This is a genomic window from Flammeovirga pectinis, assembly GCF_003970675.1.
GTDB classification, from domain to species: Bacteria; Bacteroidota; Bacteroidia; order Cytophagales; family Flammeovirgaceae; genus Flammeovirga; species Flammeovirga pectinis.
On sequence record NZ_CP034562.1, the window covers coordinates 5,098,278 to 5,122,500 of the forward strand.

General features: G+C 34.0%; 18 protein-coding genes and 1 tRNA gene (1 of these 19 running past the window's edge). 11 read left to right on the forward strand and 8 right to left on the reverse strand.

The annotated features are described in order from the left end of the window. The first annotated feature begins 52 nt into the window (after positions 1-52). The gene (locus EI427_RS20110; RefSeq protein ID WP_205727884.1) at positions 53-466 is read left to right on the forward strand and encodes a GNAT family N-acetyltransferase; all 414 of its coding nucleotides are present in this window, start codon (positions 53-55) and stop codon (positions 464-466) included. Between the two features lie 41 nt (positions 467-507). On the opposite strand, the gene EI427_RS20115 is transcribed toward EI427_RS20110, so the two are convergent. From EI427_RS20115 to EI427_RS20130, 4 genes are all read right to left on the reverse strand, one after another. After that, positions 508-1,740, reverse strand: a complete 1,233-nt coding sequence (locus EI427_RS20115) for an alanine dehydrogenase (RefSeq protein ID WP_126618117.1) — start codon at positions 1,738-1,740, stop codon at positions 508-510. A 21-nt stretch (positions 1,741-1,761) separates the two neighbouring features. Then, positions 1,762-2,199, reverse strand: coding sequence for a tRNA (adenosine(37)-N6)-threonylcarbamoyltransferase complex ATPase subunit type 1 TsaE (gene tsaE, locus EI427_RS20120; RefSeq protein ID WP_126618119.1), 438 nt, complete (start codon positions 2,197-2,199; stop codon positions 1,762-1,764). Between the two features lie 55 nt (positions 2,200-2,254). After that, complete coding sequence (locus tag EI427_RS20125; RefSeq protein WP_126618121.1) at positions 2,255-4,354, reverse strand: thioredoxin domain-containing protein; 2,100 nt, start codon at positions 4,352-4,354, stop codon at positions 2,255-2,257. A 165-nt stretch (positions 4,355-4,519) separates the two neighbouring features. Beyond that, on the reverse strand, positions 4,520-5,227 hold the full coding sequence (locus EI427_RS20130) for an outer membrane beta-barrel protein (protein WP_126618123.1): 708 nt from the start codon (positions 5,225-5,227) through the stop codon (positions 4,520-4,522). Positions 5,228-5,600: 373 nt separating this feature from the next. On the opposite strand from EI427_RS20130, the gene rpoC reads away from it, so the two are divergent. From rpoC to tnpA, 5 genes are all read left to right on the forward strand, one after another. Further along, on the forward strand, positions 5,601-9,902 hold the full coding sequence (rpoC, locus tag EI427_RS20135; protein ID WP_126618125.1) for a DNA-directed RNA polymerase subunit beta': 4,302 nt from the start codon (positions 5,601-5,603) through the stop codon (positions 9,900-9,902). Between the two features lie 448 nt (positions 9,903-10,350). Then, entirely contained in the window at positions 10,351-11,511 is a 1,161-nt protein-coding gene (locus EI427_RS20140) for a Re/Si-specific NAD(P)(+) transhydrogenase subunit alpha (protein ID WP_126618127.1), read from the forward strand. 30 nt (positions 11,512-11,541) lie between these two features. Continuing rightward, positions 11,542-11,859 (forward strand): NAD(P) transhydrogenase subunit alpha, encoded by a 318-nt coding sequence (locus EI427_RS20145; protein WP_126618129.1) that lies wholly within the window; start codon positions 11,542-11,544, stop codon positions 11,857-11,859. Between the two features lie 30 nt (positions 11,860-11,889). Further along, the gene (locus EI427_RS20150) at positions 11,890-13,281 is read left to right on the forward strand and encodes an NAD(P)(+) transhydrogenase (Re/Si-specific) subunit beta (protein WP_126618131.1); all 1,392 of its coding nucleotides are present in this window, start codon (positions 11,890-11,892) and stop codon (positions 13,279-13,281) included. Positions 13,282-13,432: 151 nt separating this feature from the next. Further along, positions 13,433-13,867 carry an IS200/IS605 family transposase gene (tnpA, locus tag EI427_RS20155; protein ID WP_126618133.1) on the forward strand — a complete coding sequence of 145 codons (435 nt, stop codon included), beginning with the start codon at positions 13,433-13,435 and terminating at the stop codon, positions 13,865-13,867. A gap of 64 nt (positions 13,868-13,931) precedes the next feature. Here tnpA and EI427_RS20160 read toward each other — a convergent pair whose 3' ends face one another. Together EI427_RS20160 and EI427_RS20165 are read right to left on the reverse strand one after the other, a co-directional pair. Further along, positions 13,932-15,698, reverse strand: coding sequence for a DUF4153 domain-containing protein (locus EI427_RS20160; RefSeq protein WP_126618135.1), 1,767 nt, complete (start codon positions 15,696-15,698; stop codon positions 13,932-13,934). 95 nt (positions 15,699-15,793) lie between these two features. Next, positions 15,794-15,866: transfer RNA gene (locus EI427_RS20165), tRNA-Met, on the reverse strand. 91 nt (positions 15,867-15,957) lie between these two features. Here EI427_RS20165 and EI427_RS20170 point away from each other — a divergent pair. The 5 genes from EI427_RS20170 to EI427_RS20190 all read left to right on the forward strand — a co-directional run bounded on the left by EI427_RS20170 (position 15,958) and on the right by EI427_RS20190 (position 22,784). Further along, on the forward strand, positions 15,958-16,371 hold the full coding sequence (locus EI427_RS20170) for a hypothetical protein (RefSeq protein WP_126618137.1): 414 nt from the start codon (positions 15,958-15,960) through the stop codon (positions 16,369-16,371). A 23-nt stretch (positions 16,372-16,394) separates the two neighbouring features. Beyond that, positions 16,395-18,659, forward strand: coding sequence for a tetratricopeptide repeat protein (locus EI427_RS20175; RefSeq protein ID WP_126618139.1), 2,265 nt, complete (start codon positions 16,395-16,397; stop codon positions 18,657-18,659). A gap of 116 nt (positions 18,660-18,775) precedes the next feature. Then, the gene (purE, locus tag EI427_RS20180) at positions 18,776-19,279 is read left to right on the forward strand and encodes a 5-(carboxyamino)imidazole ribonucleotide mutase (RefSeq protein WP_126618141.1); all 504 of its coding nucleotides are present in this window, start codon (positions 18,776-18,778) and stop codon (positions 19,277-19,279) included. A 314-nt stretch (positions 19,280-19,593) separates the two neighbouring features. Beyond that, positions 19,594-21,510, forward strand: coding sequence for a molecular chaperone DnaK (gene dnaK / locus EI427_RS20185; RefSeq protein ID WP_126618143.1), 1,917 nt, complete (start codon positions 19,594-19,596; stop codon positions 21,508-21,510). A 143-nt stretch (positions 21,511-21,653) separates the two neighbouring features. Then, the gene (locus tag EI427_RS20190) at positions 21,654-22,784 is read left to right on the forward strand and encodes a hypothetical protein (protein ID WP_126618145.1); all 1,131 of its coding nucleotides are present in this window, start codon (positions 21,654-21,656) and stop codon (positions 22,782-22,784) included. A gap of 52 nt (positions 22,785-22,836) precedes the next feature. Here EI427_RS20190 and ald read toward each other — a convergent pair whose 3' ends face one another. Both ald and EI427_RS20200 read right to left on the reverse strand, forming a co-directional pair. Beyond that, entirely contained in the window at positions 22,837-23,961 is a 1,125-nt protein-coding gene (ald, locus tag EI427_RS20195; protein WP_126618147.1) for an alanine dehydrogenase, read from the reverse strand. Between the two features lie 223 nt (positions 23,962-24,184). Next, a protein-coding gene (locus tag EI427_RS20200) for a M23 family metallopeptidase (protein ID WP_126618149.1) crosses the window boundary here: on the reverse strand, positions 24,185-24,223 show its 3' portion. The gene runs 942 nt beyond the window's last position; the window shows 39 of its 981 coding nt (coding positions 943-981); its start codon lies off the right edge, out of view; its stop codon occupies positions 24,185-24,187.

The following is a 24,223-nucleotide window of genomic DNA, read 5'->3' on the forward strand; positions in this document are numbered from 1 at the left end:
AATATAGAGCAGAAGATATATAAGCGGCTCTAGGGTCGCTTTTTTTATAAGTATGGAATTAGAAATTAAAGAAATTACAGCTGCCCAAACTTGGGCTATCCGACATAAAGTAATGTGGCCAAACGAACCACTTTCTTATGTTAAGATTCCTGATGATGATAAAGGACAACATCTAGGATTGTTTATAGGAGAGCAATTAACATCCGTGATTTCATTATTTATGGATGCTGATAAGAATGTTCAGTTTAGAAAGTTCGCAACTGTAAAATCTGAGCAAGGAAAAGGGTATGGATCAATTTTATTGAAGGAAGTTATAAAAGTAGCCAAAGAAAGAGGAGCATCGTTATTATGGTGTAATGCTAGAGCTACTGCAACTGTTCTTTACGAACGGGAAGGCTTACATCAGACAGATTCTTCTTTTGTTCGGAAAGGGATTCTGTTTGTAAGAATGGAATGCCCATTATAAATAAAAAAGCTCACTTGAATTTAATATCAAGTGAGCTTTTTTTATATGCCTGCTGCTAAAATTAAATCTAAATTTTTGAGCGGTAAATCAAATTTTTCTGCTAGGGCTTGGTTGGTAATATTACCTCTATAAGCATATACTCCTTTTGTAAACCAAGGGTGTCTACGCATCATTGTATCAACACTACCTTCATCAATTAATTTATTAAGAATAGTAGTGAAGATGTTACTTATAGCTGCTGTAGCTGTTCTAGATACTCTAGAGGCTACATTCGGAACACAATAATGTATAACACCATGTTTTTTATATACAGGGTGTCTGTGGTTTGTAGGTTCGGAGGTTTCAAAACAACCACCCTGATCTATACACACATCAATTATAATAGAATTCTCTCTCATTACCGCTACCATTTCTTCTGTAACAATAGATGGTGTTCTGGTTCCATGTGTATGTACAGCACCAATAGCAATATCTGCTCTACTTAAAGCTTCAGTTAAAGAAGTACTATCAAAAGCAGAAGTAAATAAGTGTGGTAAACCTAACTCTTTTTTGAGTCTGCGTAGTTTGTAGATTGCATTGTCAAATACTTTAACTTCTGCACCCATACCAATAGCAGTTCTTGCCGCGTATTCTGCAACAGTTCCTGCACCTAAAATAACTACTTTGGAAGGAGGTACTCCTGTAATTCCTCCTAAAATAATACCTTTACCACCATTATAACTACTAAGATATTCTGCAGCAATAAGCATTACAGTACTACCTGCAATTTCGCTCATTGCTCTAACTAAAGGTAAACCACCCACATTATCTTCAATAAGTTCGAAGCCTAAAGCTGTAATTTTCTTTTTGTTAATTGTATCAAGAACATCTCGTTTTAATTCTCTCATATGAATAGCAGAAATAATTGCTTTATTCTGTTTCATATAGGAAATTTCTTCTATTGTAGGGGCCGAAATTTTTAATACAATATCAGCTTCCATAGCCTCTTTATGCGAATAGACTATAGTAGCACCTGCATCGGCATATTCTGTATCAGAATGATTAATATGACGACCCGTATTTGTTTCTACAAAAACTTCGCAACCATTGTTGACTAATAATGAAACAGCACCTGGGCGTAAGGCACAGCGTTTCTCGTCGGGGTTAAGTTCTTTAGGGATTCCTATTTTTATAGGATTACCTTTTTTATTAACGGGACCTTCCATTACTTCTTGAGGATGGAACTGAAAATAACTTTCTGTGGCTTTTTCAAAGCCGTCGCGTTGTTTGCCCATTTTTAATTAGAATAAAGTCAGTTAAACGTATCTAATAGTAATTTCTCTAGAGTTTTCATCTAGTGTTTTGATATCAATATCTACACATTCATCAGGTAATAATCTATCGACCATAGAAGGCCATTCAATTAAACATAAATTATTACTGTATAAATATTCTTCGAAACCAATATCATAAGCTTCTGTATCGTCTTTAATACGGTACATGTCAAAATGATAAATAGTATCGGCAGTATCGGTCATATATTCATTGACTAATGCAAAAGTGGGACTGTTTACGTGATCAATTACACCTAAAGCAGCACAAATTTCTTTTATAAAAGTAGTTTTGCCAGCCCCCATTTCACCATGAAATAACCAAACTGTAGGTCCTCCTTTAGTAAAATCGATTACTTTTTGAGCGGCAGGGCCTAAATCTTCTATTGCATTGGTTCTTATAATTAATTCTTTTGAACTCATAAAAAGTCAAGGTATAACTTAAAGTATAGTATGGAACAAGGAATGTTTTCGGAATTTACTCAATTATTTCTTTCCATGCTTTGTCTATTTCAAAAACAGGCAAATTACAGGTCTTATTTCTGCAAACATACAAAGTAGTTTTTCCATTTATAGCAGATCGTTCTTTTAAAAGAGCTAAATCGCTATGGTTTTTTGTTCCGAGGATAACTTTATTAGGATAATAATTTGATGCAATTTCTTGAGCGTAATTTAAACTTTGTTTTCCTACTATTGCAATTTCTACAGTTGGTTTAATATGAGAAATATAGAGTGATGCCCAATAAGAAGAAAATTGAATATTTTTCATCATAAGATCGTTCATTATTGCAAGCATCTGATCTGAACGTTCAATATATTTTTCATCTCCCAATATATGACCTAAAATAAATAAATTTGTAGCCATCATACTATTGGAAGAAGGAATTACATTGTCAAAAAGTTCTTTCTTTTTAGCTATTAATTTTTCACTTGAGTTATCGGTATAAAAGAACATATTCTCTTTTTCATCATAAAAATGAGAATATGCATATTCAGTTAACCCAATAGCAGTAGTTAGCCATTTTTCATCAAAGGTTATTTGATATAAACTGATAAACCCATCAATTACAGCGGCATAATCTTCAAGATAACCATTAATTTTCTTAGTTGTATCATACGTTCTCAGAAGCTGATCATCTTTTAGAATCATTTTTTCTTTAATGAAAGTAGCATTTGTAAGTGCTAATTCTAGAAATTCTTTTTCATTTGTTGCTGAATACGCATCGCAAATACCTTTTAAGGCTAAACCGTTCCAACCCGAAATTATTTTGTTATCTAAACCTGGTCTAATTCTTTTTTCTCTGTTTTTAAGTAAAATCTTTTTCCATTGAATGGTTAATTTTTCAAAGTCTTTACTTTCAAGAGAATGAGTTTTTACAAATGTATTATCATTTACTTTTTTATAAAGAATATTATTACCGTGTTCCCAATTACCCTTTTTTTCAATATTATAATATGCTGTAAATAGAGGAAATTGATCTTCTGGAATATACTTCTGAAGTTCTTGATAAGTCCAGACATAAAACTTACCTTCTTTCTCTTCACTATCGGCATCTAAAGCAGCATAAAACCCTCCATTTTTATGTAGCATTTCTCTTTTTAGAAATTGAATAGTTTCACTTATTACTTTTTTGTAGGCATTGTTTTTTGAGATACGGTATGCATTTGCATATAAGCTTAATAATTGTCCGTTATCGTAGAGCATTTTTTCAAAATGAGGTGCAAACCATTTCTCATCAACAGAATATCTTGAAAATCCACCACCAATTTGATCATAAATACCTCCATTCTTAATTTTATCGAGTGTAAATAAAGTGTGATCTAGCGCTGCTTTGTCATTAGTAATATGGCTATACTGTAAGAGGAATTCATAGAGTTTAGGCATTGGAAATTTTGGAGATTTATTAAAACCACCATTTTTATAATCAAATCCTTTGGATAATTCTTTATATGCTTTCTCTAATTTTTTAAGAGGAAACTGATTGTTCTCTTTCCCTAAGTCGTAACGTTCTAATTCACTTTTTGCAATATGTTCTTTTAGTGCAGTTGCAGAATTTTTTATTTTATTAGGTTGAAGTTTGTATGCATTAGAAACCTGAGTTAAAAGATCTGTCCATTGCTCTTTTGGAAAATAAGTTCCTCCATAAAAAGGTTCTTTATCAGGTGTTAGAAAAACGTTAAGTGGCCAACCACCTTGTTGTCCCATTGCATGAATGGCATCCATGTAAACTTGATCTATATCAGGGCGTTCTTCTCTATCAATCTTAATAGAAATAAAATTTTCATTCATTACTCTAGCTACAGCAGTATCTTCAAAAGATTCATGCTCCATAACATGACACCAATGGCAAGATGAATAACCAATACTTACCAAAATAGGTTTGTTTTCTTCTTTTGCTCTTTTTAAAGCTTCCTCGCCCCAAGGATACCAATTGACAGGGTTATGAGCGTGTTGTTTTAAATATGGGCTACTTTCATTTATTAAATGATTAGAAAATTTTTGTTGAGAAGGAGCAGGGTTACAGCTAAAAAAGATTGCAACAAAAATGAGTAGATAATAAAGAATAACCTTATTCATGAAAGTGAGTGTTTGATATTTAGTTCAAGTAAGGCTTTTTATAGGAGAGAATGAAATTATGTTGAATTTATGGGTAAAAATAGCACCGAGCCTACACCCGATGCTATCAATATATAGTAGTCTAAATCTGTAATGCTATGGACGGACTAGACAAAAGAATTATCATTAAAAATTAGATAATGTAATGCCAATTGTAATTGGCTTACTATTTCCTTGGAATTGTGTCACTCCATCAGCTTCATATAATTTTCCTTCAGTAAAAGTTTCAGTTAATCCATAGTAACAGAAGAAGTTAATCCATCCATAACCAACTCTGCCTATTAATCCACCTTTAAACCGGTTCATATAAAAATCTCCACGGTCTTTAGATATACGAATATCATCATATGAATTCTCATATTTTATTTTAGTGTGACTATCAATTAGCACAGAAAGTTTAGCACCTACAGCTACGCGAAAAGCACGTCTTCCAGGATGACTTCTAAACCTAAATTCTAAAGGTATATCTAAATAACTACCTACAATTTTACTTTTTATAATAGAGTTTGCTGATGGGTTTACCAAACCAGCATTAATCATACTAGCAGAATTTTGATTTTTTTCGACAGTCATTCCTTTATCAAAAAACCAATTGTCAGCTGTATACCCAATACCTGGGTTGAAAGTAAATTGCCCACTTGTAGATAAAGACAATTCATACATATAAGCAATAGAAATAGACCTTGATTGAGCTTCTAGTTCTGCACCCTTATCATCTTGCCATGTAGATAATCCAATATCAAAATAAAAATTTCCGGGAATAGATTTTAAACCTTGCCCAAATGATGATAAAGAGAAGAGTAGGATACAAAATAGAAGATTTAGTTTTTTCATTTTTATCAGATTAAGATTGATGGTGTATGCTTAAAAAATCACCTTACCTATCAAATATAAGTCAAACTAGCTTTTTTTTGATAAAAAAATGTGATTTACCATAAAAGTAGTACTATGTTAAAATTGTTATTGCTTGATAACAACGTACTTATAAATAAAGAAAATTGAATCTATGGAGTTGACAACTTTAAGTTTATATAATCTTGTTAAATTTAATTTACAAAAAAGTTGTTGTATGATTTGTGTTGATAATGAGGTGTTTATGGTTTTAATTTTAGTCAAATTAAAAAATAACATTATTCTTATTGTTTAGAATAGATTTTTTGTTTAATAGTTATTATATTTGCAGATTCAAGAAAACCGCAAATTGCAAATGGCGTTTAGAAAAAACAAAAAGATCAATAACGATTTCACTTCAGTAACAGTGAGTTTAGCATCTCCAGAATCTATTCTGGAAAGCTCTCACGGTGAGGTGACTCAACCAGAAACCATCAACTACCGTACTTATAAGCCGGAGATGGGAGGTTTGTTCTGTGAGCGTATTTTCGGACCTGTAAAGGACTGGGAATGCCACTGTGGAAAATACAAACGTATCCGTTACAAAGGTATTATCTGTGACCGTTGTGGTGTAGAGGTAACAGAAAAGAAAGTCCGTCGTGAAAGAATGGGACACATCCAATTGGTTGTGCCTGTAGCTCATATTTGGTACTTCCGTTCTTTACCAAACAAGATTGGTTACCTATTAGGTTTACCAACAAAGAAACTTGATCAAATCATATATTACGAACGCTATGTCGTAATCCAAGAAGGTGTTAAAGAGGCCGATGGCATCGCTAAGATGGACTTCCTTACAGAGGACGAATATCTTGACATCATGGATAAACTTCCTAGCGAAAACAGACAATTAGAAGACGATCATCCAGATAAGTTTATCGCTAAGATGGGTGCAGAAGCATTAGAAATGTTGCTTGCTCGTACTCAATTGGATGATATGGCCGCGGCATTACGTGACCAAGCAAATAACGATACTTCACAACAACGTAAGGCAGAAGCTTTAAAGCGTCTTCGTGTAGTTGAAGCATTCCGTGATGCTAAAACAAGAATTGAAAACCGCCCTGAATGGATGGTAATCCGTATGGTTCCTGTAATTCCACCAGAATTACGTCCATTGGTACCTCTAGATGGTGGCCGTTTTGCAACATCAGACCTTAACGATTTGTACAGAAGAGTAATCATCCGTAACAACCGTTTAAAACGTCTGATTGATATTAAAGCACCAGAAGTAATTTTACGTAACGAGAAGCGTATGCTTCAAGAAGCTGTCGATTCATTATTCGATAACTCTCGTAAAGTTAATGCTGTGCGTTCTGATGGTAACCGTCCATTGAAATCTCTTTCAGATATGTTGAAAGGTAAGCAAGGTCGTTTCCGTCAAAACCTATTAGGTAAGCGTGTCGATTATTCTGGTCGTTCGGTTATTGTTGTAGGTCCTGAATTAAAATTACACGAATGTGGTCTTCCTAAGAACATGGCGGCAGAATTATTCAAGCCGTTTGTGATTCGTAAGTTGATTGAGCGTGGCATCGTTAAAACGGTAAAATCAGCGAAGAAGATCGTTGACCGTAAAGATCCTGTAGTTTGGGATATCCTTGAAAATGTATTGAAAGGACATCCTATCTTACTAAACCGTGCCCCTACACTTCACAGATTGGGTATTCAAGCTTTCCAACCGAAATTAATCGAAGGAAAAGCAATCCAATTACATCCATTGGTAACAACTGCATTTAACGCCGATTTTGACGGTGACCAAATGGCCGTTCACGTACCTCTAGGGCATGAAGCTGTATTGGAAGCATCATTATTAATGCTTGCTTCTCATAACATTCTTAACCCTGCAAATGGTAAACCTATTGCTGTACCTTCTCAGGATATGGTATTGGGTCTTTATTATATGACAAAGGGACGTCGTACTACTGACACTGAGACAGTGAAAGGTGAAGGTATGACTTTCTATTCTTCGGAGGAAGTGATTATTGCATTGAATGAAGGTGTAATATCTCGTCACTCGTGGATCTTTGTTAAAACAAAAGTGTTAAATGATGAAACTGGTGAGCTTGAGGAGAAATTCGTAGAGACAGTAGCTGGTAGAGTATTATTTAACCAACACGTACCAGAAGAAGTTGGTTATGTAGACGAACTTCTTTCTAAAAAAGCACTACAGGTAATTATCGCAAAAGTGGTAGATATCGTAGGTATGGCACGTGCTGCTCAATTCTTAGATGATATCAAACATGAAGGATTCCAAATGGCCTATAAAGGTGGTTTGTCATTCGGATTAGATGAAATTATTATCCCAGTTGAGAAAAAGAAACTAATTGAAGAAGCAAAAGGTGAAGTAGATATCATCCGTAACAACTTCATGATGGGTCTTATTACTGATAACGAACGTTACAATCAAGTAATTGACGTTTGGACGAAAACGAACAATACGTTAACGTCTACAGTAATGCAACAAATGGAGGAAGATAACCAAGGTTTCAACTCTATCTATATGATGATGCACTCAGGAGCTCGTGGTTCTAGAGAGCAAATTCGTCAGTTAGGTGGTATGAGAGGGCTAATGGCAAAACCTCAAAAGAACTTGGGTGGTGCTTCTGGTGCTAACATTATTGAAAACCCAATTCTTTCTAACTTTAAGGAAGGTCTAGACGTACTTGAGTACTTTATCTCTACTCACGGTGCTCGTAAAGGTCTTGCAGATACAGCCTTGAAAACAGCCGATGCGGGTTACTTAACTCGTCGTTTGGTGGATGTTGCTCAAGATGTAGTTGTAACTGAAGTTGATTGTGGTACTCTTCGTGGTCTTACAGTAACTGCACTGAAAGAAAATGATGAGATCAAAGAATCTCTTACAGATAGAATTGAAGGACGTACATCATTAAATGATGTTGAACATCCTGAAACTGGCGAAATTATCGTTCCAGCTACAGGTGCTATCACTCCAGAAGTTGCTCAATTAATTGAGGAAGCTGGTATTGAAGAAGTTGAAGTTCGTTCAGTACTTACTTGTGAAACTCGTAAGGGTGTTTGTGAGAAGTGTTATGGTAAAAACCTTGCAACAGGTGGTGTAGCAGGTAAAGGTGAATCTGTTGGTGTTATTGCAGCACAATCAATTGGTGAACCTGGTACTCAGTTAACGCTACGTACATTCCACGTTGGTGGTGTGGCATCTCACATTGCAACAGATGCATCATTGAAAACGAAAAAAGCTGGTAAAGTGGAATTCGTTGAAATGCGTTCTGTGAAGAGTAAAGATGCTCAAGGAGATGTTAAAGATGTTGTAATGGCGCGTACTGCTGAAGTTAATATTATTGACTCAGAAGGTAAAATTGCATTTACAGCTCACATTCAATATGGTTCTTACCTAAGCGTAAAAGAAGGTGACATGGTTGAAGAAGATGACGTGATTTGTGGATGGGATCCATTTAACGCAGTTATTCTTGCTCAATACGATGGTGTTACTGAATTTGAAGCAATTGAAAGAGATATTACTTACCGAGTAGAAACAGACGAAATGACTGGCTACGAGGAGAAAGTAATTATTGATACAAAAGACAAGGCTAAAAACCCGATTATCCACATTGCTGGTGATAAAGGTGAGTCTGTGGCATCTAACTTACCAACAGATGCTCGTTTAACTGTTGAAGACGGTCAGAAAGTAAAAGCAGGTGATATTTTAGTGAAGATTCCTCGTTCTGCAGGTAAATCACGAGATATTACAGGTGGTCTTCCTCGTGTAACGGAATTATTCGAAGCGCGTAATCCATCTAGCCCAGCTGTAGTTTCTGAAATTGATGGTATCGTAACTTACGGTGCTGTTAAACGTGCCAATCGTGAACTATTCGTAGAATCACGTGATGGTGTGAGACGTCGTTACATGGTGAACTTGTCTAAACATATTTTGGTTCAGGAAAATGACTTCGTGAGAGCTGGTATGCCACTTTCAGACGGAGCTATTACTCCTGCAGATATCTTGAAAATTAAAGGACCAACTGCTGTACAAGAGTACTTGGTAAATGAAATTCAAGATGTATACCGTTTACAAGGTGTAAAAATTAACGATAAGCATATCGAGGTGATTGTTCGCCAAATGATGCAAAAAGTTGTTATCGAAGACAATGGAGATACTACATTCCTTCCAGGTCAAGTAGTAGAGAAATTCATGTTCCGTGGAGAAAATGATAAAGTGCTTAGCATGAAAATCGTTACGGATGCAGGAGACTCTGCTAGATTCAAGACTGGAGCATTAATCTCATTTAGAGAAATGCGTGATGAGAATTCTTCATTGAAACGTAAGGACATGAAAGAGATGAAAGTGCGTGATGCACAGCCAGCTATTTCAAGACCAACGTTACAAGGTATCACACAAGCATCATTGGATACGAAATCATTTATTTCAGCTGCCTCTTTCCAAGAGACAACTAAGGTATTGAGTGAAGCTTCTATTAGAGGTAAACGAGATGAATTAGTAGGACTGAAAGAAAATGTGATCGTAGGTCACTTGATTCCTGCTGGTACTGGTCTTAGAGATTATGATGCGTTACGTGTTGGTTCTAAGGAAGAATACGAAGCATTGATTGATTCTAGAGAAAGACATCAGATCACAGGTTTATAATATTTGCAAAGCGGTTTAAAAAGCCTCTAGTCGAAAGACTAGGGGCTTTTTGCATTTTTAAAAGATTGTAGTGTATATCTCGAATATTGGTGTAATTCCAAACCAGTTCTGAAATTCCCCCTTGTATTAGCATACTTAACTTATGTTATGTATAATTCTAAACTACTTTGAAACGAATTGTGTTGAATATAACTGAATGTGTTGTTCTATAATTTGTATTTTATCGAGGTAAATAAAAGTAAATAAAATAAGTGTATTTTTGAAACTTTTACAATGTAACCCCGTGTAGATTATTATCATTATAAAAAAACCATATTTTTATTGTATATTTGCTAAAATTATAAATTCAGGAACATTAAATAGTTCATGAGAATTTGGACTGACTAACACAATTACAAAGTAGGGTACTTTGTAGTAAACGAATATTACTATAAAAAATCGCATTGGTATGCTATTTGGAATTTTAAGAGAAGAAGATCATCGTGTGTCCGTTACACCAGAATTAGCGAAAAAGTTTATTTCTGAAGGTCACGAGGTTTATTTTGAAAAGGGTGCTGGTTCTAGTGCTTATTTTGAAGATAGCCTTTATAATGAAATAGGAGCAGTAGAAAAATCTAGAGAAGAAATTATTTCTTCATCTAATGTTTTAATCACTTTAGCTCCATTATCTAAGGAAGAAGTTGCTAAACTAGCAGAGAATACATTTTTATTCTCTTCATTTCAGCCATTCCAAGATGCATCAATTTGTGAGACATTCGCAACAAAGGGAATATCAGCATTTAGTTTTGATATGATTCCTCGTTCTTCAATTGCTCAATCTATGGATATATTGTCTTCTATGGCCTCAATTTCTGGCTACAAGGCAGTATTAAAAGCAACAGATTATTTACCACGTTATATGCCAATGTTATCAACAGCAGCAGGTACCGTACCTCCATCAAAAGTTTTGATTATGGGTGCAGGTGTTGCAGGATTACAGGCAATTGCTACAGCAAAACGTTTAGGAGCTCAAGTAGAAGCTTTTGATACTAGAGCTGCATCAAAAGAAGAAGTACAATCATTAGGTGCAAAATTCGTTGAAGTCGAAGGTGCTAGTGATGATACTAATGCTGGTGGTTACGCAGTAGAACAATCAGAAGAATATAAAAAGAAGCAAGCAGAGTTAATTGCTCTAAAAATTGAAAAAGCAGACGTAGTAATTACAACAGCACAATTAAGAGGTAGACCTGCGCCAAAATTAATAACTGAAGAAGCAGTTAAAACAATGAAGCCGGGTTCGGTTATTGTTGATTTAGCATCTTCTACGGGTGGTAACTGTGTGTTAACTGAAGATGAAAAAGTAGTTAAGAAGCACGGAGTTACAATTATAGGAAGTTCTAATCTTGCAGCTGAAATTAGTGAGCAAGCATCTGTACTGTTCAGTAAGAATGTTCAGAATTACTTAAAATTAATGTTGACAAAAGAAGGTTTGAATTTTAATTTCAATGATGAGATTATTTTACAAAGCTGTATTGTTTACAAAGGTGAAGTAATTTATGGGAATGAGGCAAAACAAAAAGCTTTAGTTCCAGCACCAAAAGCTGAAGAAAAAGCAGACGCTCAAGCTTAAACTTTTCAAACAAACAAATTAGAATTTAATATGGAACAAATATTAGCATTTTTAGATGATAACACATTAGCAATGTTATCATTGTTAGTACTTTCTTCGTTCTTAGGAATGGAAATTATTGGTAAAGTACCAACAGTTTTACATACTCCTTTAATGTCAGGTGCAAATGCAATTTCAGGTGTTGTAGTAATTGGAGCAATTATTCTTATTAGAAGAGCAGAAGCGACAGATTACTTAACATTAGTATTAGGATTTATTGGTATCGCTTTAGCAATGATCAACGTTGTTGGTGGTTTTGCTGTAACCAATAGAATGTTAGAGATGTTCAAGAAAAAAGAACGTAAATAATAACTACTAATTAACTGAAATTACAAGAAAATGGATATATCAAATTTAATAGATTTACTATACTTAGTAAGTATAATCGTTTTTATTATAGGTTTAAAAGGATTGTCTCATCCAGAAACTGCACGTAAAGGTAATAGAGTTGCAGCTTTAGGTATGGGTATGGCTATCGTTATTTCATTATTAGCTCCAGAAACATCGGGTAATAATAACTACCCTTGGATTATTGGAGCAATGTTAATAGGTGGTGGTATTGGTTTCGTTTCATCGAAAAAAATTGCCATGACTAAGATGCCAGAGATGGTATCATTATTTAATGGTTTGGGTGGTGCATGTGCCATGTTAATTGGTATTGCAGAATTCGGAAACCTTCCTCAAGGAGCTGACATGATGAGTGGTGCTGTTTTAACAAACATCTTTGCTATGTTCGTTGGAGCTGTTTCTTTAACGGGTTCATTAGTAGCTTATGGTAAATTAAATGGTTCTTTAAGAGATAACTTTACTTTACCTGCTCCTCAAATAATAAATTTAGTTTCTTTAGCAGGTATTATTGCATTATCCGTAATGATTATGACTCAGCCAGAATTAAATATGGCTTTAGTATATGCATTATTAGGTTTGTCATTATTCTACGGTATTGCCTTTGTAACACCAATCGGTGGTGGAGATATGCCTGTAGTTATATCATTACTTAACTCGGTAACAGGTATTGGAGCAACAGGTGCAGGTCTTATTTATGGAAATAACATTATGATTATTGGTGGTATCCTTGTTGGTGCTTCAGGAGTAATCTTAACAGTTATGATGTGTGAGGCAATGAACCGTTCTTTAGTAAATGTATTGATTGGTAATTTAGGTGCTTCTGGTGGCGGATCTGGTTCTAGTCGTGAAGAAATCGTTAAAGAAGTAAATATTTCAGACCTTGCAATTCAATTAAAATATGCTGATAAAGTAGCTATCGTTCCTGGTTATGGATTAGCTGTAGCTCAAGCGCAACATATTTGCCATGAAATTGAATCTGCTTTAGAAAGTGAAGGTGTTGAAGTGCGTTATGCAATTCATCCTGTAGCGGGTCGTATGCCTGGTCATATGAACGTATTATTAGCTGAATCTGATGTAGATTATGATAAGTTACTAGAATTGGAACCTGCAAATAGTAGTTTTCCTTCTACAGATGTGGTCCTTGTAATTGGAGCAAACGATGTTGTAAATCCATCTGCAAAAGATGATTCTGCATCACCAATTTATGGTATGCCAATCTTAGATGTTGAAACAGCTAAGAATGTTGTCGTATTCAAACGTGGTATGAGTACTGGTTATGCTGGTGTTCAAAACCCATTATTCTTTGGTGATAAAACAAAGATGTTATTTGGAGATGCTAAATCATCTTTAAATAAGCTGAAAGACGAAATAGCAAATGCTTAATTAAGTATTTGTCTTAAGATATTAAGTAACCCCTTCCTATTGATTTAGGAAGGGGTTACTTTTTTTATTGGTCTCATAAATGGGTTTAAAACCCTGCACTTTCAGTGCAGAACTTTAGTATTTCGAAAAAATCTACTACATTCTGAGTATTATGACACAGGAGTATAGAAAAGGTCATTATACAGTGACTAGGTTGACCGTCCATATAGTTTTTGCGACTAAATATCGTTATCAAGTTCTAGAAGGAGATATTCAAAAACGATGTAGATCTCTTCTCATTCAAATTTGTGAATCAGAAGGTATTGAGATCCTAAAAGGAGTTGTAAGTAAAGATCATGTTCATATCCACATAGAGTACCCTCCGACTAAAAGTCTTAGTGATATTTTGAAACGTATGAAAGGTCGAACTTCAAGGTTACTTCAACAAGAATATCCTAGTTTAGGAAAAAGGTATTGGGGTAAGCATTTTTGGGCAGGAGGTTACGGCGCTTGGAGTACAGGTAACATTACAGACGAAATGGTCAACGACTATTTAGAACATCATAGGAGCGATATGGACGATAATTCCAACTTCATGTTGGAATAAGAGGAAGTGAGCGTAGGACTTTCAGTCCTACCCCCAAACCTCTGCACTTTCAGTGCAGAGCGGTTTAGTTAATCAAAAACATAGCCTTCATGTGATTGATGCTCAATTTATCTTTTTCTTTGTTTCCATTTAGGCTATATAAGAGTATAGTGAATGCTTCGGACTCTATAAATAGCATTTTTCCATTTTTAGAGTTCTTGATTAGATTTAAATCTAAAGTGATTGTATATATAACTCCATCAATTTCTATAGTTCCTATAGAATTATCATTATTATTAATTCTAAGAATGAATTCTTTGTCATTTTTAGTAAATAAATATTCTTGATCAATTGCATTTGTATATACATTCAATAAGTAATTATATTTTTTGATATCAAAGGCATTGAAATCTTCAGATTCAGAATTACTATAAAAATGGATAGAATACTCATCTTTACTCACCTCTACAATCGAACTATTACCCAGTGATGTTAATCCCATCTTATCAAATAGAACATTTTTAACTTCCCATTTACTTAAAGAATCAGCTATAAAGGTATTCATAGGTTGTGAAAAGTATTTTTGTAGAGAATTGAACCCATGGTAATCACTTAGGTAGCTTATTATAGAACGTGTGTTTTCAGCTTCATTAGAAGCAGAGTGGTCAATACCTGTTATCCAATAACCATTTGTGTCAATCCATTTTTCATTTTCTACTATATGATTTAAACGGCTTGTTTGGCTATTTTTTGCAATTTGAAATGCACTTATAGGTCCAAAGGAAGAGATTAAAGTGAGTATACAAAGTGATATAGGAATGATCTTAATATTATTCTGTCCTTTTATTAGCATGTTTAACGCAACAATAACTAACCATATTGCTAATACGATGAGATAGTACCTGTTCTCTGTTATTCCATAGTCAGTTATTCGAGTCCAGATTGCTGCAATAAATAATAAAATGACAGGGAAAAGTGCATAGAAGAATACTTTAGTATAGATTGGTATCCATCTATTCTCTTTAATATTTTTAATAGGATAGATTAATAAGAATGAAATTATACCTAAAATAGAGAAACCAATACTTAGCATAGATACCCAGCCTTTGGGCCAATCTTGCAGAAATATTATTTTTACTGAATAAGCATAGAGTATCACCATGTAGATTGTAACCAACGGGAACATGATATACTGTGTGAAGTTCTTTAATATTGGTGAGTATGAAAACTCTTCTTCTGAGTTTCTTGCAATAGGAGCTTTGCAAATAAAGAATAGAGTATTTAAGAAAAACCCACAAAATGTCAGCAATTTTAAATAAACGTCTTCATCTATTGTAATGTTAAATAAAGAGTCTACAGAAAGAAGTGCTATAGATACTCCAATATAAATTACAACAGAGTAAAATAGACTTTCGATAAATGTTGCAATAATATCTTTTGAGAAAATCCAGAAATCTAATTGTGTTCCTCTATTAATGTTGGGAGCTATGAAAATTAATAAATGAGTGAAAATTGTTAGAAGTATCCATCTGGAGAAATTGATATAAGTAAGCTCTTCTGGCATTGTCATTAAGTATAGTAGTAATACAGTTAATGAAATACCTTTAAGTAAATAACTTTTTATAATGGAAAGGTTTAAATTTTCAGAAAGATAGGTTGCGGCAATAAAAATAGGAATGCCTAATTGAGCTCCATGTATTCCTCTAATAAACCAAATATTGGTATGTATGTTATTTCCAATTGAATAGAATAAGAGAAATGTACCAAAAATGGCACATAGGAGTGTAAAAGGAAATCTGATGATACTTCTGTAAATTGTATCTGTTAGGTCTTGGAGAGATAGTATTTTCATTGATAATTTGGATTCTAATTTAGAATACAATCAATGTAATATAAAATGAAGATATAAAAAAAGGTTATCTCATAAATGAGATAACCTTTACTAGGTAGCGGGGACCAGACTCGAACTGATGACCTTCGGGTTATGAGCCCGACGAGCTACCAACTGCTCCACCCCGCACTGTTTTCCTTAAATGCTTGGCAAAAGTAGGATAATATTTTTAATAAAAAAATATTATCGCCAACTTTATTGTAAACAAATCGCAATAAAGATGATCAATAAAAATAAGTTATACCTGTTAATATTCTTAACTACTTTATTCTTAGCATGTAAACCTACTTTAAGTAAATCTCAACTTCCTAAAGAATATTTTGGTAAATGGGTCCATTTTGTTGAAAAGGATAGTGCCGATGTAAAAACATATATAAGAAATTCAGAAAAACTAGAAATTATTCGTGGTGGAAGAACTACCTTTGAATTATTAGAAAATGGTAAAGTGAACTACGAAACTTCTGGAAGTAGTGATAAATTAATTGTAAAAAGTGGGTTTTGGTCATTTAATAATAAAGAACAAATGCTCAGCTTTGTTGTTGATGAGACTACTAATGACTATTTTGTAATATCATTAGATGAAAACCTGTTAAAAGTTAAACAAAAAATCTTGAGCTCCGTTCAGAAGGATTAACACAAGTCAAATATATTAGTTGAATGAAATTAAAGAATAAATTACTGATTGGTTTTTCGATCTTATTCTTTTCAGCCGCAGTTTACCAAAGCTGTACATCGTCTGGAGATAAAGAATCAGGAAATACAGAAAAAGCAACTACTTCATTAGATCCTCACGCCTCAATGAATCTTCCTTATCCGGATTCACTATTTTTAGGAACGGAAACTTGTAGGTCATGTCATGAAGAGGAATACCATAAATGGAAAGGTTCTGACCATGATAAATCAATGGAAATTGCTACATCTGAAACGGTTCTTGGTGATTTTAATGATGTGAAATTTGTTGAAAACAATGTAAAGAGCAGATTCTTTAAAAAAGGAGATAAGTTTTTTGTGAATACGCAAGGACCAGACGGTAAAAACCATGACTTTGAAATAAAATATACTTTCGGTGTAAAACCTCTTCAGAACTACATGGTAGAAATGGAAAGAGGTAAAATACAGTTGATAAGAGAAACTTGGGATACAGAAAAGAAAAGATGGTTTAATCAACATGATGATTTAGATGATATCCAACATTACGAATGGTTGCATTGGTCTAATGGTGGAGGAAACTGGAATACGATGTGTGCAGATTGTCATTCAACTAATGTTAGAAAAAATTACGACTTCGAAAAAGACTCTTTTGATACAAAGTATTCTATTATTAATGTGAGTTGTGAAGCTTGTCACGGACCAGGTAAAGAACATGTAGACTTTGTGAACTCTGATGAATTTGAAGAAAAGAAAGACTTTGTCGAAGGTTTATATGTTCAACAGTTTGTAAAAGGAGAATCAGCAAGAACTTTAGTAGAATCTTGTGCTCCTTGTCATTCTCGTAGATCACAATTAGTTCAGAATTTTAAATATGGTGAGAGTTTTTACGAACAATTTGCTCCTGAAATTTTAAGAGAGGGAATGTATTACCATGATGGACAAATTTTGAATGAAGTCTACGTATATGGGTCTTTTATTCAGAGTAAGATGTATCAACATGATGTAAAGTGTACAGATTGTCATGATCCTCATAAAGCTGAATTAAAGTTCAAAGACATGAATAAAATTTGTGCTCAATGTCATGAACCAAAAGATTATCAAGTTAAATCACACACTCTACATGATACAGGTCAAGATGTCCGTTGTGTAGACTGTCATATGGTAGGGGAAGTGTATATGGGTAATGATTACAGAAGAGATCATAGTTTCCGCATCCCTAGACCAGATTTAAGTTTAAAATATGATGGAACACCAAATGCTTGCAATGCATGTCATACAGATAAATCTGTAAAATGGGCAGCAACAAATGCAGAAAAAATGTGGGGTAAACTACCGCATGATTGGAAAGATACTTTAGCCTTAGGTCGTCATTATGATGAAGAGTATGTTGTTTCTTTAAAACAAATGGTAGACGAACAAACGGCACCTTTTATTGCAAGAGCAACAGCAGTTTATTATTTAGCAAGAACACAAGGAGATCAATCAATAGAAGCAGTAATAGGAGCTTTAAAAGACCCTGAGCCATTGGTAAGGTTAACTGCTATTCAAAATTTATCTCATTTATCATTAGATCAAAGAGTATCCTACTTAAGTCCATACTTAATGGATCCATCTCGATCAGTTCGTGTCTCTACAGCAATTGCTTTAGGGGATGTTGAAGATGGTAGGTTTAAAGGTAAATGGAAAAAAGCATTCGATAAGGCAACTGCTGAAATGAAAATTTACTTCCTCCAAGCTAAAGATTTCCGTGAAGGACCTTTTGGAGAAGGGCAATATATGGAAAGAAGAAAAGATTATGGTAAAGCTATTGCTTGTTATCAGCAATCTTTAAAGTTTGATACATTAATGAATGAAGCAAGGTTTAGTTTAGCACGTATTTATTCTATTCAAGGTAAATTAGACCTAGCTAAACAAGAACTTGATAATGCTATAGCTGTAGATCCATCTTCTGCTGATGCTTATTATTCTAAAGGACTTTTATTTGCTGAAACGAAAGAGTGGCCAGCAGCAGCAGAAGCTTTAAAGAAATCATCTGAATTGAATCCTCAAAATTCGAGAGCATTTTATAATCTAGGGTTGATATATCAGCAAATGGGTGAAATTCAAGTTGCAGAAAAGACATATTTAATGGGTCTAAAGTATACAAAGAAAGATCCATCATTAAGATATGCTCTTGCTGCACTTTATGAGCAGACTGGACAAAAACAGAAAGCGAGTTTATATTGGAAGTGGCTTAAAACAAACTATCCAGATGATCCAAGATTCAACTAATCTCCTATAAATTAAGGTGATTAATAATATTTATTGATAAGGGCTTTGTAGTAAAACTATGAAGCCCTTATTTTTACAGTTAATTAAACTACAGTCAAATTCACAAATCAAAGATCATGAAAGTAGGTATTATTATGGGAAGTCAGTCTGATTTAAAAGTTATGTCAGAAGCTGCTCAAGTATTAGAAGAGTTAGGGGTTGAATATGAATTAACAGTTGTATCTGCTCATAGAACACCTGAAAGAATGTTTGATTATGCTACATCAGCAAAACAGAGAGGTTTAGCTGCTATTGTAGCAGGTGCTGGAGGGGCTGCTCACCTACCAGGAATGGTTGCGTCAATGACTTCTATACCTGTAATTGGAGTCCCTGTGAAATCAAGAAATTCAATTGATGGATGGGATTCAATTTTATCTATCTTACAAATGCCTTCAGGGGTACCTGTAGCAACTGTAGCTTTAGATGGAGCAAAGAATGCAGGTATATTAGCAGCAAAAATTGTAGGCGTTACAGATCAGAAGGTTTCTGATAATGTTGAGAAGTTTATGCAAGACATGAAAGATAAAGTTCTTACATCTGCGAATGAAATAGAAACAGACGGTTGGGAATCTAAGATATAAATAGAAAACAATAAGTTGTAAACAGCTCATTATTAGGTTAATCACTTATTAATGAGTTGTTTTTGTTTTATTAAAATTTATTAAAATATTTTCTGTAACTAAAAATTAGGTAACGACGTTTCTATATAATGTCAGTAAAATTGAAAAAATTTAGTGACTTAGATTATAAAATTGGCAGTGATTATTTCATAAGACTGTCAAAATGTCTTGAAAAATCAATTGGCATAAGCATTGTCTAAAAGAAAGTGTCTTTGATTATTTGAAGACATTAAAATAGAATAAAAACATCATACGATATAAAAATTAAATAAGTTATGGGAAAAATCATTGGTATTGATTTAGGAACAACGAACTCTTGTGTTTCTGTTATGGAAGGTAATGAGCCAGTTGTTATTGAAAACGCTGAAGGAAAAAGAACAACTCCTTCAATCGTAGCATTTTTAGCAGATGGAGAACGTAAAGTAGGTGATCCTGCAAAACGTCAAGCAATTACAAACCCACAAAATACTATCGCTTCTGTTAAGCGTTTTATGGGTAAACAATATTCTGACTGTAGTAACGAAATTTCACAAATGGCATACGAGGTGGTTGAAGGACCAAATAATACTCCTCGTGTAAAAATTGGTGATAAATTATATACTCCTCAAGAAATTTCAGCAATTACTCTTCAAAAAATGAAGAAAACTGCTGAAGATTATTTAGGAACTGAAGTATCTGAGGCTGTAATTACAGTACCAGCTTATTTCAATGATGCAGAGCGTCAAGCAACAAAAGAAGCAGGTGAAATTGCAGGTTTAAAAGTTTCTCGTATTGTAAACGAGCCAACTGCAGCAGCATTAGCTTATGGCTTAGATAAAGCAAATAATGATAAGAAAATAGCAGTATTTGACCTTGGTGGTGGTACTTTCGATATTTCTATCCTTGAATTAGGAGATGGTGTATTTGAAGTTTTATCAACAAATGGTGATACTCACCTAGGTGGTGATGACTTTGATAAAGTTATTATTGACTGGTTAGCTGAAGAATTTATGAAAGATCATCCAAAAATCGATCTTCGTAAAGACCCTATGGCATTACAACGTTTGAAAGAAGCTGCTGAAAAAGCAAAAATTGAGCTTTCTTCAGGTGCTAAAACAGACATTAACTTACCATATATCACTCCAGTTGATGGCGTTCCTCAACACTTGATGAAAGAGTTATCTCGTGCTGATTTTGAGCGTTTAGCTGATTCTTTAGTACAAAGATCTTTAGAGCCTTGTCGTAAAGCATTGCAAGATGCAGACTTAAGCACTTCTGATATTGATGAAGTAATTTTAGTAGGTGGTTCTACTCGTATCCCTAAAGTACAAGAAGAAGTTGAAAAATTCTTCGGTAAAAAACCTTCTAAAGGTGTTAACCCTGACGAAGTTGTAGCAGTAGGTGCAGCTATCCAAGGTGGTGTATTAACAGGTGAAGTAAAAGACGTTCTTTTATTAGACGTTACTCCACTTTCTTTAGGTATTGAAACAATGGGTGGCGTAATGACGAAATTGATCGACGCTAACACTACAATTCCTACAAAGAAATCTCAAGTATTCTCTACTGCAGCAGATAATCAACCATCTGTAGATATTCACGTTCTTCAAGGTGAAAGACCAGTAGTAGCAGGAAATAAAACTTTAGGTCGTTTCCAATTAAACGATATCCCTCCAGCACCTCGTGGTGTACCTCAAATCGAAGTAACTTTTGATATTGACGCGAATGGTATTGTTAATGTATCTGCTAAAGATAAAGCGACTGGAAAAGAGCAAAGAATCAAGATCGAAGCATCTTCAGGATTAACAGAAGAGGAAATCCAAAAAATGAAGGATGAAGCAGCAGCAAATGCTGATGCTGACAAAGCTACTAAAGATCGTGCTGAAAAATTAAATGAAGCAGATTCAATGGTATTCCAAACTGAAAAACAGTTAAAAGAATACGGAGATAAACTTTCTGAAGGTAACAAAACTGCAATCGAAGCAGCTGTAAAAGACTTGAAAGAGGCTCACGCAGCTCAAGATGTTGAGAAAATACAACCTGCTTTAGATGCATTAAATGCAGCATGGCAAGCGGCTTCTCAAGAAATGTATCAAGCAACAGGTGGTGAAGGTGCTCCAGGTGCTGATCCAAATGCTGCAGGTCAAGAAGGTGCTGCTCAAGGTAGTGCTGATGCTGACGATGTTACAGATGTAGACTTCGAAGAAGTAAAATAATTTAGACATTAAGTTCTAAATAGTCATATTTAGGAGGTGAGTATTCATTTATTTGAATATTCACCTCTTTTTTTTACATCACATAGTAGTTTATTTTTTGTACTTTATAACTTTACACTGTACTAATACTGCTATTAAAATAAATGAGAAAGTCCATATATACTTTTTTTATTACTTCCATTCTAATTTTATCCTTTTCTAGTAACGTTGTTTTAGCACAAAATAATGATGATAAAGAGTTAGCATTGGCAATCACTATTGATAGTGCTGTTTATCATGAATCTGGAGATGTGGTAGATTATAAAATCAATTATGATGTATTTACTCAGCGTGTTTTCCAAAAACTGCATAGAAATTCATCTGATTGGAAAGAATATATCCAGGTGTTTAAAGAGCAACTAAGATTAGGAGATCTCCTTGTAGAGCAAATTGGGAATAATGGTGAGTACGCTTTTGTGAAAATATTAGAAAATAATAAAGGAAATAAAAGCTTACTTTATAGAGTGTTAAAAGGAGATGGTTGGTTAGATTATAATGAAATGCTACTTGCTCAAAATCATTATGGGGCATGGCAAATTATAGATATCTATTTTTATTCGGGTGGAGCGTTCTTTTCAGATATCGTGGCAACGATGTTAGCAGAAGAGAATCCAGACCTAGTAACAAATAAACTTTATCAAGAATCACTACTTAGAATTAGAGAGTTATATGGTTATAATCAACAAGGTTTATACGGGAATACATTAACATCATACGATTCTTTATCAAATTACTTTAAGAAACAGAAATCACCTAGATTGGCATTAATACAGGCACAAGCAGCTCAAGGTAATTTATCAGAACTAGAAGCTTTAAAAGATAAATATTTAATAGACTATCCTTTCGATAAGAGTATTCGGCTATTAATGTCAGAAATTTATGGAGCTGTTGATAATTATGAGTTGTCAAAATTAATGTTAGATGAGCTATCTGACCTTATAGGAGGGGATGATTATTTGTTATTACGAGAAGCTGAAATTTACCTTTCTTGGCAAAAAGGAAGTAAGTCAAAAAAGATATTGAAAAAATTGATTAAATCTGAGGTTTATCAGACAGAAGCAAGATTACTACTATTAGATGTTTATTATTCTGAGGGCAATTATAAGAACTTACTTGATGAATTACTAAAAGTATCTGATGAAGTAGGAGTAGCGCCAAAGGAAATCTTACCAGAAGAACAATATCATCAATTTTATATCTCAAGCTATTGGACTAGATATAAAAAACTTAAATAAAATAAGGGAAACAATTTAAAACTGTTTCCCTTATTTTATTTGAAAAGCTTAATTAAGCATTTGCTAAAAGAGTCTCTTCAATATCTTTATATTCAAGGCCAAAGGCATCTGCAACGGCTTTATAAACAACATCACCGCTAATAATGTTTAGACCTTTTTTCAATTCTTCATTATCTCTACATGCTTTTTCCCATCCTTTATCAGCTAACTGAATAGCATAAGGAAGTGTAGCATTAGTTAAGGCAAGAGTTGATGTATAAGGTACAGCACCAGGCATATTTGCAACACAATAATGCATTACACCGTCTACTTCAAAGACAGGTTCAGCATGAGTTGTTGGTTTTGTAGTCTCAAAACAACCACCTTGATCAACAGCTACATCAACTAAAACAGCACCTTTCCTCATTGTACTAAGCATATCTTTAGTAATCAAATGAGGAGCTTTTGCTCCAGGAATAAGTACAGCTCCAACTACCATATCTGCATCTTTAATTTCTTCTCTAATATTATGCTCAGAAGAAACCATTGTTTTTACATTAGCAGGCATAATGTCATCTAATTGACGTAATCTATATAGGTCAATATCCATAATAGTTACATCAGCACCCATGCCAGCTGCAATCTTAGTAGCTTGCGTACCAACAATACCTCCTCCAATTACAATTACTTTTGCAGGTTTAACGCCAGGTACTCCTCCAAGTAAAATACCACGTCCGCCCATTGGCTTTTCTAAGAATTTTGCTCCTTCTTGAGTTGCCATTCTTCCTGCTACTTCAGACATAGGAATTAATAAAGGAAGACTTCTGTCTACTTTCTCAACAGTTTCATACGCTAGACAGATAGATTTTTGTTCTATCATTGCCATTGTTAAAGGTTCGTATGATGCAAAGTGGAAATAAGTAAATAGAAGTTGGTTTTCTTTGATTAAAGGATATTCAGCCTCAATAGGCTCCTTTACCTTCATAATCATTTCTGCAATTGCATATGTTTCTTCTATAGTTGGTAGAAGATTAACTCCAACTGCTTTATATTCATCATCAGAAAAACCACTACCAATTCCTGCAGTAGATTGGACATAAACTTGATGTCCTCTTTTGATAAGTTCTTTTGCACCACCAGGTGTTAGAGCAACGCGATTTTCGTTGTTCTTAATTTCTTTTGGAACGCCAATAATCATGGTTATATATGTTAATTGTGTATGTGTGAAAAAATGGGCCTTCTATTAATTGTATGTGTTTATTGAAGACGCTGCAATTTATATATTCAAAAGGATTAAAAAATAATATTAGAGAATATTTTTTCGTTAAAGTGCAAAAAAAACACTTAATATTCTGATTTGATACAAAAAAGCCTCAAATACCGAATAATGTATTTGAGGCTTATATATTGATTAGTGTATTTTAGTAACCTAAAGATTGGTTTTCTACAGATGCATTCTC